The sequence below is a fragment of the Pedobacter kyonggii genome (genome assembly GCF_004310665.1).
GTDB lineage: Bacteria > Bacteroidota > Bacteroidia > Sphingobacteriales > Sphingobacteriaceae > Pedobacter > Pedobacter kyonggii.
Genome location: NZ_SIXF01000010.1, coordinates 170,435 through 182,058 on the forward strand (window position 1 = coordinate 170,435; position 11,624 = coordinate 182,058).

The window sequence follows — 11,624 nt, forward strand, 5'->3', positions numbered from 1 at the left end:
TCAGCAATTTTTTAACATTTATATATTATCTACCTTTGTGGCATGTTTTTATATAATGTTACGCTCATCATTGATGATGCAGCAGCCGAAGAGTGGTTACAGTGGATGCAAGATGTTCATATCCCTGAAGTGATGGCTACGGGTATGTTTATTTCCAACCGCTTATTAAAGGTTATAGACTCACCGAACGAAGGAGTAACCTATTGCGCACAGTATGTTGCCGAGACATTAGATCATTATAATAAATACCAGGAAGTATTTGCACCTGCTTTACAGGCTGAACTAAACGAAAGATACAAAAACCGCTTTGTGGCTTATCGTACCTTAATGGAATTTGTAGGTTAGACTTCCGACTAAGGACTCCGGACTTATTTCAGCTTCTCATTATTCTTATGCCTATCTGCGTCGCGGATACTCTTTTTCTCCAGGTTCTTTTCTAAGGCTTCGGTTAGGTTAATACCGGTTTGATTGGCCAGACAGATCAGCACAAACATTACATCAGCCATTTCATCGGCAAGGTTTACCTCTTCGTCACTTTTTTTAAACGATTGCTCGCCATATTTACGGGCCATAATACGGGCAACCTCCCCAACTTCTTCCATTAAAATAGCGGTGTTGGTTAATTCATTAAAATAACGGATGCCTGTGGTTTTAATCCAAAGGTCTACGGTTTCCTGTGCTTCGTTAATGGTCATTTTTTTCTTCTTCTATTTCTGATTTTATAATGCTGCTCACTTCAATATTGGCACCTTCGAGCAAAAACACACCTGCACCTTTTTCTCTCGCATAAGATGTTTTTATCTCTCCAATTTTGGTAATCCTGGCAAAATATGGTTGTTCTCGCTTACGTTGTGGATCTCTGTCGCTCGATTCAGTGATCATAATGAAATCTTTGATTGGTTTATCCATTTTAAACCAATACAGATAATCGGCATTGTATGATACGGCGTTTATATTTTTATATTTTGAATAATAGTTAATCGCACCAGCTTGTCCATAATTATCAGCACGTACCAATACAGTAGATTTATCTTTAACCTTTCTGTAGGCAACATCAACAAGTGTTGCCAATTCTTTCCAGCCCTGCATATCAGCATAGTCCTGTGGCAGCGCGTGATTTTTCCCATCTTCCCAACGCAATGCCCCTACCCGCTCGAACCTTTTATGGTGTGCAACAATTTCATCGGGACTATAAACAGGCATCAAAAGCGGTAACAGGTAAATAAATGTGCCTATATTAAAAGCAAACAACAAACCTGTTAGTATACGTTTCTTCGCTAAAACCCGACTTAAGTAAACAGCCCCAAAAGCCAATAAAACCGGATATAAACCTAAGGCATAATAATCTTTAGCTTTAAAATAGCTAAATACAATAAGTGTAAATAAATAGGAGAGTATAATCCATCTGTATTTGCTGAAATCCTTATAAAAAATCAGGCTGCAAATGCCTGCTAAAAGAATAAAGATCGAACTGATAAAAAAGAGGAACTGTCCGACAAAAAAATCAAACCGGTTTACATGAACCAACTGAGTTGCCTGTAAAAGTTTCATGTGGGCGAGCACCGGAAAGTGATTGTTAATCTGCCAGATTATATTGGGTGAAATGATTAAAAGCACCAGTAAAATGGCCAGATAAAGATGTTTATCGGTAAATATTTTTCGTTTTGAGGTAATGAGTATAGCTGGTAGTAAACCAATGATGAGAAAAAGGATATTGTATTTATTTAAAAAACCTAAAGCGACAAAAATGGCAAAGGCATACAGGTATCTGGCTTCGTTTTTATCGAAATATTTTAACAGATAATAGAATATAGCTGTCCACGCCAAAACATCGAAAGAATTGGGTTGGTAAAGGGTATTTAGCCTGAGCATAGCAGAACACAGGCAAGCTACAGCAACCAGGCATTTGGCCAGTAAGTTACCCTTTAAAAAACCGACAATTTTCCAGCAGTACAATATAGTGAAGGCACCTAATAATGCAGGAACTAGTTTTACCACGAAATATCCATTGCCAAAAGCTTTAATCAGCCATGAAAATAGCGAGGTTAAAGGCGGAACTGAGGTAAAACCTGCAGCCAGGTGGTTCGCCTGATCCAAATGCAGAAATTCATCACGGTGCAATTCGTAAACCGAATTAACCAATACAAAAGATAACACTAACTTTAAAATCAGAAAAAACGCAAGACAACTGTATTCCGCTAGCCGGTTCGGATTTTTATCCTTCATATTAGCTTAGGTTAAAAGTTTGGAATAAATTAATATTATTTTTTTGACAATTCAAGACTTAATAAGTTACGCCGCTATTATTTAATATTAATTATTCCTTATCTTTTGTATCAATCAAAATTGTAACTGGTCCATCGTTTAAAAGTGCGATTTTCATATCAGCACCAAAAATTCCGGTTTTTACTTTTTTACCCAATAAAGCCGATAACTTTTCAATCATTTTCTCGTAAAGTGGAATCGCCACATCTGGTCGTGCTGCCCTTGTAAAACCCGGACGGTTTCCTTTTTTGGTAGATGCAAATAAGGTAAATTGGCTGATCAATAAAATATCTCCGCCCACATCGGCAAGTGCTTTATTCATCATTCCGTTTTCATCTCCAAAAACACGCATACCGATAATTTTCTGTGCCAACCAATCCAAATCCTCTAAAGCATCGGCGTCTTCTATACCTAACAACACTAAAAATCCGGTATCAATCGCTCCCGTTACCTCGCCGTCCACTGTGCAACTGGCCTGTGTAACTCTTTGTAAAACTGCTCGCATTTTATACTACTTTTGCTCAATAAAATTGATATGCGCAAGATAAGTATTTTAGTGGTTTCCGTATTTCTCTTCTTTGGTTGCAAACAAAAATCAATTGTTCACCCTACTTTTTATTATTGGAAAACGGATTATCAGAACAAAAAGAAAGAAACCAGTTATCTTGATCAATTTAAATCAAAATCTTTGTACGTGCGGATTATGGATGTAGATTTCAATCCAGATCTGCAGCTACCTGTACCCATTTCGCCGATTAAATTTTCGGATCCCTTACCTAAACAGATCGACATTATCCCCGTTGTGTTTATCGTTAACGAGGTTTTTAACAAGATTGACACCATGCAAACAGCGGTTATGGCGGATCGCATTGTCAAATTTGTAGCCGCAAAGGTAAAACAGGCCGGAAAGCAAAATTATGTGGAATTACAGATTGATTGCGATTGGACCAAGGGTACCAGAAACAGGTATTTTAAATTCCTCGAACAATTAAACGCCAATCCGCTTTTAAAGGGAAAAAGCATTTCGGTAACCTTGCGGCTGCATCAGGTTAAAAACATCATATCAAGCGGCGTACCTCCTGTAGAAAAAGCCATTTTAATGTGTTACAACATGGGTAACCTGCGTAAATATGGCGAACAAAATTCGATATTGGATCAGCACGAAATGGATCTTTACCTAAAAGATTACCTTGAGCGATATCCCTTGCCACTTGATCTAGCCTTACCTATTTTCGAATGGGCAGTGGTATTCAGGAACGGGCAATATGCGGGTATCTCCAAACGGATCCGCAAAATCCAGATCGGGGATAAAAAACTTTTTAAACAGAGGGGAAATTCCATTCTCTACGATCTTTTGGTTGATTATCCTGCAGCAGGGTTAAAAAAAGGAGATGTGGTAAGATGGGAACAGATTTCCAATGAAGATTTGCTTTCGACCTCCAAATTTTTATCCCGATATTTAAGCCCTAGAGACCGGAACCTCGTTTTTTACCATTTAGACACCGACCTTTTAAAACATTTTACTAATGAAGACGTTCAAAAAGTTATCGCTAATTTTTAGTGTATTCCTAATTACTTTTTTCGGCGAAATTGCCGTAAATCTTGCCTGTGGCGGTGAGATAGATCCTTACGATTATTACATTTCTTATTTCCACAACAACATAGAAGGAGATGAATATTCGCCGTTCGCCTACAACCAGATGGTTTACCTCAACAGCGAAACGGATATAGAAAGCGAGCCAGATATCAATAGTCGTGAATGGGCGAAATACCTCAATGTTAAAAAAGAAGATGTGCTAAAAGTAATGTACAAAACAGATAGTGCAACTGACGTAAAACTCGTTAATTTTGATGGTAACTTATCACAATTACCCGATAGCTTACAACAGAATAGTTTTATCCAGGCATTAAGCAAACGCAAAGAATCACTAAAGTATTATCAATTTGCCAAAAGCTGTGAACCTTTGGCCAATGTGGATTTCAGTCTTTGGGATCCAAAGCCTCGCGATACGACCGCCATGGGTTCAAAAGCCCAAGAAGGCCTAAAACTAACCGGAGCAGAAAAAGACGATTTTCTTAAGCTGCGTTACGCTTACCAAGCTGAGCGGATGTTTCACTTTGCAGGTTCTCATGCTGAGAGTAAATCAACTTATGAGAAATATATCAAAACCAGTAAGGTAAACAGTGCGGTTAAGGGCTGGGCATTGGCATTGTACGCAGGGTCTACCCGTAGATTGGGGAATCCTGAAGAATCTGCCTTCCTATTCTCGAAAGTTTTTGCAAGTAATCCTGAACGAAGAGTACAGGCCTATAAAAATTATTATTATACTAGTTCGCCTGTTAATGGGGCGCTAAAATACGCCAAAACCAATAACGAGAAAGCTAATATCTGGGCGATAAACGGATTTGGAGATGCTGATTCGGGCATAGAAAGCCTGAATAAAGTTTATCAGTACGAACCAAAAAGCCAGCTTAACGGCACGCTCTTGGTACGCGAAGTAAATAAATTAGAGCAAGATCTTATCGAGGCGAACGATATTGCCAAAATTGGCTATAACTATTATTTTTCGGATAACGGCAATTCCAAATATAAAGACAGTCTAAAAGCCGTCAACCTTAAACAACTGAATGAAATCAGGAATTTTGCGGTAAAACTGGCCACAGAGAAGAAATACCCACAGCCTGAGCTAGGCACTTTAACAGCAGCTTATTTATCATGGATGGAGAACAAAGATTTTCTGGCCTCGAATTACCTTGCCATCTTAAAGCCTGATAAACTACCAGAAAGATTACGCGACCAATACCGCATTACCGATTTATTGATCAAGGCGAAAAACATCAAAAAAGGAAATCCTTTTAATGAGAACGATTTATTGCCGACCTTAAAATGGCTTGACGAAAAACGTTTTGCAGAAAACAGCGAGCAACCAAAAGGGCCATATTATTATGATACAGACCGTGCCAGCAAACGCTTTAGCAGAACCACCAGGAATTTTTATCAGCAGATATTGGCTCCAGCTTATTTGAGTATGGGCGATACTGCAAAAGCCGCATTAGCAATGGTTAAAGGCGACCTGGAATACAAAACGTTAAAAGAGAATTCACTTTTCCAGAATATGAGTTACCAAAGTATTGCTTTTTGGCAGAAAAACTTAAGTCCGAAAAGCATGCAGGGATTAGCGGTTTATAAAACCAAGGCAGCAGGCAATGATGTCACCGCTTTATTGGCTTCAGCCTTAAACCAGCTCAAAAACGATGATTTTTACGAACTCTTTGGCACAACTTACTTGCGAACGCATCAGTATGATAAGGCTGTACAGATGTTTGCCAAAGTATCGCCCAACTACAAATATTTTAATCCAGAGAACTGGTATGGCGATGAATCTAACGCAAAACTTTATGCTAATCCTTTCATCGAAACGATAAACGATTATCCAAAAAAATATGTAACAGCGAAAACATCAATTACTAAAAAAGCTTTTGCAGCTGAAATGCTCCGCTTGCAGAAATTAACCATCAGTGATAAAAAGAACGCAGCGCTTTACTATTATAAAATGGCCAATGCGGTTTATCAGACAGGTTATTTTGGTAACAGTTGGTTCCTGATCAGTTATGATTGGTCATCATACGACAATAGTAACCCGGCAAAATATGTATTCGATGGCGATTATAAAAAAGCGCAAACGGCAAAAGCCTGGTATTTAAAAGCCAGAGCATTAAGCACCAATGCCGATTTTAAGGCAAAATGCACCTTTATGTTGGCTAAATGTTTACAGAAACAGATTATCATGAATGCTAACCCACTTTCATTTTCATACTATGATAAAACAGATGTGAAATGGAAAAACTTTATCAAGGCAAATTACAACAACCCTTATCTTAAAGAATTAAGATTTAATTATGCCAAAACGCCTTTTTATGCCGTTGCGGCAGGCGAGTGTAGTTACTTAGGTGATTTTATTAAACCGAAAACGCAATAAGCACGTTTTACCATTGAGAAGTTAAGAACCATGCGATAAAACCTTAATGTCCTTAACTCCTTAATGGTATAAAACATAAAACAGTGAAACTTTGCAGTACAACACTTATCTATTTTAACAGATTTCTCGACTTCGTTGCACTTCGCTCGAAATGACGAATCTATATGAATGAGAAAACAGTCTTATTTTATATTAACTTGCCTGGCATTTTGACTAAACCCTAAACCCTAAACCCTAAACCCTAAACCCTAAACCCTAAACTACCACCTAATCAACGCACTGGCCCAGGTAAAGCCCGATCCGAATGCAGCAAGGCAAACCAGATCGCCATCTCTAATTTTGCCTGCTTCCCAAGCTTCGCATAAGGCAATTGGAACAGAAGCTGCTGTGGTATTGCCATATTTCTGGATGTTATTAAAAACCTGATCATCATTTAAACCCAACAACTGCTGTACATACTGGCTAATACGCAAATTTGCCTGATGCGGTACCAACATATCAATATCTTTCTCTGTTAAATTATTAGCAGCCAAAGCCTCTTTAATTACTTCTGGGAATTTTACCACTGCCTTTTTGAAAACCGATGGCCCATCCATGTAAGGCAAAGCGGCACCGCTATCCAAAATTTCCTGTGTCATAAATAATCCGCCCAGCTCCTGTTCAGGATAGGCAGGTTTATCTTTCAACCATTTATTCGCGTGAGAACCTGGATAATACATGGCCAAAATTTCAGCATCAGCACCATCACTATGCAAATGTGTACTTAAAATCCCTTTTCCAGGTTCATCTGTTGGCTGTAACACCACAGCGCCGGCACCATCGCCAAAAATCACCGATACATTGCGGCTGCGGGTTTCAAAATCCATTGCAAACGAATGTTTCTCGCTTCCCACTACCAGTACATTTTTATACATACCTGTTTTTACAAACTGATCGGCCACAGAAAGTGCATAAACAAAGCCCGAACATTGGTTACGGATATCTAAAGCACCAATTTCACCCATGCCCATTTCGCGTTGCAATAGTACGCCACAACCTGGAAAATAATAATCGGGGCTTAATGTCGCAAAAACGATAAAATCGACATCCTTAGCGGTAATCCCAGCCCTTTCGATCGCAATTTTGGCCGCCTCAATACCCATTGTAGTAGTGGTCTCCTCGTTACGATCGGCAAAACGGCGCTCTTTAATACCGGTACGCTCCTGGATCCACGCATCGTTGGTATCCATAAAACGGCTTAAATCATCGTTGGTATATACATTTTTCGGAACGTAGTAACCTATTCCCGCAATTTTAGACTGGTGCATGCTATTATTTATATTTTGGTTAAACAAAGTTAATCATTTATTGCCTAAGCTATTATTATTAACAAAGGAACAAAATCTTGTTACTCGATACTAAATACTTGATACTATTGTTTATTTTTGCGCCATGTCTACAGAAACCAAAGAAGAGACCTTTACGCTCGAAGAAATTTTAACTTCCCTAAAAACCGTACATCGCCTTATTTTGTGGAATGATGATATCAATACTTTCGATCATGTGATTTACTGCATGATGAAATATCTCGATTATAACGAATCGCAGGCTGAAAAAATTGCCTGGAAAGTGCATAACGATGGAAAATGCCCTGTTTTGGAAGGATCATTTACCGAGATGGAAGTTTACCGCAAAATTTTACAGCAAGAGGGATTAACTGTTTCTGTTGATTAAATTTACGAAGTAAGATTTTTTCTACGAATCGTCATGCTGAACTTGTTTCAGCATCTTTAGATAGACCCTGAAACAAGTTCAGGGTGACGACCGCCTAAAATGAAACTATAAGATTATAACTTTAGCCCCTTCAAAAGTTCATTTAATCCGGCTTGTGTCGTCTGCGTTTTATCTTTGGCGTACCAGCCGTGAAGTTTTTCTGCCAAAATCGGCATTTCAGTGCTTTCTTTTCTCCACTCTTTTAAAAGCTCCTGCAAAATTTGTGGTCTTGGACCCCATGTACCTAAAACTTGGTCAGCTGATTCATTTAACACAATTAAAACCGGAATAGCTCTTCCACCATTGGTTAAGTGTGCATCAATTAACGGGAGATTTTTATCGCGAAGAACAAATTTCAGATCAATTTTACCTAATGATGCAGTCGCGATTTTATTGAACACCGGAACAATCTGGGCAGCATCACCACACCAGCCTTCAGTAATCACTAAAAATTTATAATTTTCTTTAAGATGATCAATAGTTGAAGTCAACTCATCGATTAAGCTAACTGTTTTATCCACGCGACTCATCCTTTGCACATTCATTTTAGTATAATGCAAATCGTAAGTTACATCACCAGTAGCCTTTCCCTCTAACAGAAGTTGATCAATCAATGCACGATAGGTTTGATAATCCATTCCTTGTTCGCTGAAAATTTCGCTGTAATTAACCATGATGTTTAAAATTATGCCGCAAAGGAAAGGAGAAATTTAATGAAAATAATCACGGATTTGCAAGAATCGCTTCGCGAATGATTACACAGATTTTAGGATTACAGTGATTCCACAACAACAACAGACTTGTGTTTTTTTTACAATTAGCTATCTCAGTACTTGCAATATTTTGAGTTAAGTAAACCTGATTGAAATGGAAAGCCCGTAAGCGAGGTACGAGTGCGGACTTGGAATGAAAAGCAGGACTGCTGCAACCCAAGCCAACAGAAACTTGCTTTCCATGTCTATAAAATTACACTTCAAAAAAGATCCTGAAATAAATTACCTTCGGTGAGCTCGCTTAAGGCTCGGTTTACTTCGTAGCTTTTCGCTGCGCTACAGGTCAGGATGACGATTTCATCACTAAACCTCCATCAACTTACTCACATGCTGCGTTAAAGCCACAAAATCTGCTACGGTTAACTGCTCGGCACGTTTCTCGAAGTAAATATGATCGTCCATTTTATCTTTAGGCATCACCGCAGAAACAGCGTTACGCAAAGTTTTTCTCCGCTGGTTAAAACCTGCCTTAACCACCCGCCAGAATAATTTTTCATCACAGTCTAAAGTCTCCACTTCGTTTCTGGTTAAACGGATCACTGCAGAGTGTACTTTTGGAGGTGGATTAAATGTACCCGGCTTAACCGTGAACAGATATTCGATTTTATAATAGGCCTGAAGAAACACACTTAAAATCCCGTACTCTTTGTTACCTGCAGGTGCAGCGCAACGCTGGGCAACTTCCTTCTGAAACATCCCAACCATTTCTACAACCTTGTTGCGGTTATCTAAAATCTTAAATAAAATCTGTGATGAGATATTGTATGGAAAATTACCAATAATGGCAAACGGACCTGAAAAAATGGCGTCAAAATCGAGTTTCAAAAAATCACCGTTAATCAACCGATCGCCAAGCTGAGGGTATTTTTCATTTAAAAAGTGGAAAGATTCGGTATCGATATCGATAAGATAGGTTTCTAAGTCTTTGCGCTGCAGCAAAAAATCAGATAGAATTCCCATCCCTGGCCCGACCTCTAAAACCTGATCGTATTTATCGGTATTCACCAAAGCCTCTACAATGCGGTTGGCAATGCCTTTATCGGTTAAAAAATGTTGGCCTAAATGTTTTTTCGCTTTTACTAAACTCATACCCCAAACCCAAAAAAGGGCTTTTAAAAATTAAAATTGATTAACAAAGATAGGCTTATTATTTCTTTGCGAATCAATCTCTGTTCTTTGAGGTTTCATTTTTTTTAAAGTCTTTAAACGAAAATCAGTAATTTGCGCTAAAATTTTCCAGTAATTATGAGCGATAAACTTAAAATTGGCATCAGTATAGGCGACGTAAACGGCATAGGTTTAGAGGTAATCATTAAAACATTATCCAATCCTGCCATTTTAAATTATTGCACACCGATTGTTTATGGCCATACCAAGGTTTCATCTTTTCATAGAAAAGCAAATAACCTGGGCGATTTCAGTTTTAACGTAGTTAGCCACGCCAACCAGGCACAGCCAAAAAAGGCAAACATGATTAACTGCTGGGAAGAAGATGTAAAAATCGAATTGGGCCAGGTTACTGCAACGGGCGGGAAATATGCCCTTTTATCACTAGAGCGTGCCACAGCCGATCTGGTAAACGGTGATATCGATGCACTGGTTACTGCTCCGATCAACAAGCATAACATTCAATCAGAAACTTTTGCTTTTCCGGGCCACACCGAATACCTGCAGAAAAAAAGTGGGAGTAAAGATGTGCTGATGTTTTTGATCAGCGAAAATTTACGCGTGGGTGTGGTTACTGGCCACATTCCGGTGAAAGATGTTCCAACCTCGATTACAAAAGAGAAAATTATCAGTAAATTAAAGCTGATCAACGAAAGTCTGAAAAAAGACTTCTGGATCGAAAAACCAAAAATTGCCGTTTTAGGTTTAAACCCACATGCGAGCGATAATGGTTTATTGGGCACCGAAGAGGCTGAAATTATTACACCGGCCATTCAGGAGGCTTACGATAAAGGTATTGTTTGTTTTGGCCCATACCCTGCCGATGGCTTTTTCGGCAATGGTAGCTACAAACAGTTCGATGCAGTTTTGGCCATGTACCATGATCAGGGTTTAATTCCTTTCAAAACATTGGCTTTCGATAATGGCGTAAACTATACCGCTGGTTTAAACTTCGTGCGTACCTCTCCCGATCATGGAACGGGCTACGATATTGCGGGTAAAGATTTAGCTGATTCTACTTCTTTCACCGAAGCATTGTTTTCGGCCATCCATATTGTAAAAAACCGTAGGGAGCAAGAAGAAATGTTGGGCAATCAGCTGCGTACAGGTGGAAAAGTGGTTGAAACACAGTTTGACATTAAAGACGATGCTTCATAAGGTAGAAGGCTGAGGGTATTAAGGTTGAAGGTCTGTAAAAAGCGAAAACACTAAAGCTGAAAAACCAAAGCACTCTTGCCTCTGACTTCGGCCACCCGATCTCTGACTTACTAAAAGATTAAGATGACTTAGGTGGTAGATTGTTTATTTGTAAAGCAATTGCTGTGTTTCATCGGTTGTGGAAGTCCTGCTTTCCCTACAAGACCAATGAAGAATTAGGGCTTTTCGTCCAATCAGTATCTATGTAATAAAAGTGATCTTAGTTCAAGTGGTCTTTAGCAAGCCACAATTGTTAAATTTAAATAAACAATAGAACTAAGATCATGACAAATTTAGCAGAAAAATTAGATTTTAGCGGTCATACGATAAGCTGTGGCATCGATGTTCACCTTAAAAGCTGGACTGTTTCACTCTATCTAGGGAAACAGTATCTCAAAAGCTTCGTCCAGTCTCCCCCGTCAGTGGATGGACTTTGGAATTTTCTTTCAACCAATTATCCAGAAGCCCGTTATGAATGTGCTTATGAAAG

At 38.8% G+C, this 11,624-nt stretch carries 11 protein-coding genes and 1 pseudogene; 6 read left to right on the forward strand and 6 right to left on the reverse strand.

The features are described 5' to 3' along the window. Window positions 1-42: 42 nt before the first annotated feature. The gene (locus EYS08_RS12730) at window positions 43-345 is read left to right on the forward strand and encodes a DUF4286 family protein (protein ID WP_131030395.1); all 303 of its coding nucleotides are present in this window, start codon (window positions 43-45) and stop codon (window positions 343-345) included. A gap of 23 nt (window positions 346-368) precedes the next feature. Here the strand turns inward: EYS08_RS12730 and EYS08_RS12735 are convergent, their stop codons facing one another. The 3 genes from EYS08_RS12735 to dtd form a co-directional block, all read right to left on the reverse strand. Next, on the reverse strand, window positions 369-695 hold the full coding sequence (locus tag EYS08_RS12735; RefSeq protein ID WP_131030396.1) for a nucleotide pyrophosphohydrolase: 327 nt from the start codon (window positions 693-695) through the stop codon (window positions 369-371). Further along, window positions 685-2,226 carry a glycosyltransferase family 39 protein gene (locus EYS08_RS12740; RefSeq protein WP_131030397.1) on the reverse strand — a complete coding sequence of 514 codons (1,542 nt, stop codon included), beginning with the start codon at window positions 2,224-2,226 and terminating at the stop codon, window positions 685-687. The genes EYS08_RS12735 and EYS08_RS12740 overlap by 11 nt, the downstream gene beginning before the upstream one ends. A 91-nt stretch (window positions 2,227-2,317) precedes the next feature. Next, window positions 2,318-2,770 carry a D-aminoacyl-tRNA deacylase gene (gene dtd, locus EYS08_RS12745; RefSeq protein ID WP_029274163.1) on the reverse strand — a complete coding sequence of 151 codons (453 nt, stop codon included), beginning with the start codon at window positions 2,768-2,770 and terminating at the stop codon, window positions 2,318-2,320. A gap of 30 nt (window positions 2,771-2,800) precedes the next feature. Here dtd and EYS08_RS12750 point away from each other — a divergent pair, with 30 nt between their 5' ends. Further along, entirely contained in the window at window positions 2,801-3,826 is a 1,026-nt protein-coding gene (locus EYS08_RS12750; RefSeq protein WP_244215945.1) for a hypothetical protein, read from the forward strand. Beyond that, window positions 3,792-6,245: a hypothetical protein gene (locus EYS08_RS12755; protein WP_131030399.1), complete on the forward strand. Its 2,454-nt coding sequence runs from the start codon at window positions 3,792-3,794 to the stop codon at window positions 6,243-6,245. Before EYS08_RS12750 ends, EYS08_RS12755 begins: the two co-directional genes overlap by 35 nt. Before the next feature lie 260 nt (window positions 6,246-6,505). On the opposite strand, the gene EYS08_RS12760 is transcribed toward EYS08_RS12755, so the two are convergent. Beyond that, window positions 6,506-7,552, reverse strand: coding sequence for a 3-oxoacyl-ACP synthase III family protein (locus tag EYS08_RS12760; RefSeq protein WP_131030400.1), 1,047 nt, complete (start codon window positions 7,550-7,552; stop codon window positions 6,506-6,508). A 124-nt stretch (window positions 7,553-7,676) separates the two neighbouring features. Between EYS08_RS12760 and EYS08_RS12765 the strand changes: the two genes are divergently transcribed. Continuing rightward, window positions 7,677-7,958 (forward strand): ATP-dependent Clp protease adaptor ClpS, encoded by a 282-nt coding sequence (locus EYS08_RS12765; RefSeq protein WP_029274160.1) that lies wholly within the window; start codon window positions 7,677-7,679, stop codon window positions 7,956-7,958. A 113-nt stretch (window positions 7,959-8,071) separates the two neighbouring features. On the opposite strand, the gene EYS08_RS12770 is transcribed toward EYS08_RS12765, so the two are convergent. Together EYS08_RS12770 and rsmA are read right to left on the reverse strand one after the other, a co-directional pair. After that, window positions 8,072-8,671, reverse strand: coding sequence for a thioredoxin family protein (locus EYS08_RS12770; protein ID WP_131030401.1), 600 nt, complete (start codon window positions 8,669-8,671; stop codon window positions 8,072-8,074). Window positions 8,672-9,073: 402 nt separating this feature from the next. Beyond that, entirely contained in the window at window positions 9,074-9,859 is a 786-nt protein-coding gene (gene rsmA / locus EYS08_RS12775; RefSeq protein ID WP_131030402.1) for a 16S rRNA (adenine(1518)-N(6)/adenine(1519)-N(6))-dimethyltransferase RsmA, read from the reverse strand. A 156-nt stretch (window positions 9,860-10,015) separates the two neighbouring features. Between rsmA and pdxA the strand changes: the two genes are divergently transcribed. Both pdxA and EYS08_RS26040 read left to right on the forward strand, forming a co-directional pair. Next, complete coding sequence (gene pdxA, locus EYS08_RS12780; RefSeq protein WP_131030403.1) at window positions 10,016-11,095, forward strand: 4-hydroxythreonine-4-phosphate dehydrogenase PdxA; 1,080 nt, start codon at window positions 10,016-10,018, stop codon at window positions 11,093-11,095. 323 nt (window positions 11,096-11,418) lie between these two features. Continuing rightward, window positions 11,419-11,624, forward strand: a pseudogene (locus tag EYS08_RS26040) (IS110 family transposase); the annotation flags it as partial.

Bases quoted from the DNA above. Each gene is read 5' to 3' on its own strand.
- EYS08_RS12770 (WP_131030401.1), bottom strand. From the start codon at position 8,671: ATGGTTAATTACAGCGAAATTTTCAGCGAACAAGGAATGGATTATCAA.
- EYS08_RS12760 (WP_131030400.1), bottom strand. From the start codon at position 7,552: ATGCACCAGTCTAAAATTGCGGGAATAGGTTACTACGTTCCGAAAAAT.
- EYS08_RS12755 (WP_131030399.1), top strand. From the start codon at position 3,792: ATGAAGACGTTCAAAAAGTTATCGCTAATTTTTAGTGTATTCCTAATT.
- EYS08_RS12740 (WP_131030397.1), bottom strand. From the start codon at position 2,226: ATGAAGGATAAAAATCCGAACCGGCTAGCGGAATACAGTTGTCTTGCG.
- rsmA (WP_131030402.1), bottom strand. From the start codon at position 9,859: ATGAGTTTAGTAAAAGCGAAAAAACATTTAGGCCAACATTTTTTAACC.
- EYS08_RS12735 (WP_131030396.1), bottom strand. From the start codon at position 695: ATGACCATTAACGAAGCACAGGAAACCGTAGACCTTTGGATTAAAACC.
- EYS08_RS12750 (WP_244215945.1), top strand. From the start codon at position 2,801: ATGCGCAAGATAAGTATTTTAGTGGTTTCCGTATTTCTCTTCTTTGGT.
- EYS08_RS12765 (WP_029274160.1), top strand. From the start codon at position 7,677: ATGTCTACAGAAACCAAAGAAGAGACCTTTACGCTCGAAGAAATTTTA.
- pdxA (WP_131030403.1), top strand. From the start codon at position 10,016: ATGAGCGATAAACTTAAAATTGGCATCAGTATAGGCGACGTAAACGGC.
- dtd (WP_029274163.1), bottom strand. From the start codon at position 2,770: ATGCGAGCAGTTTTACAAAGAGTTACACAGGCCAGTTGCACAGTGGAC.
- EYS08_RS12730 (WP_131030395.1), top strand. From the start codon at position 43: ATGTTTTTATATAATGTTACGCTCATCATTGATGATGCAGCAGCCGAA.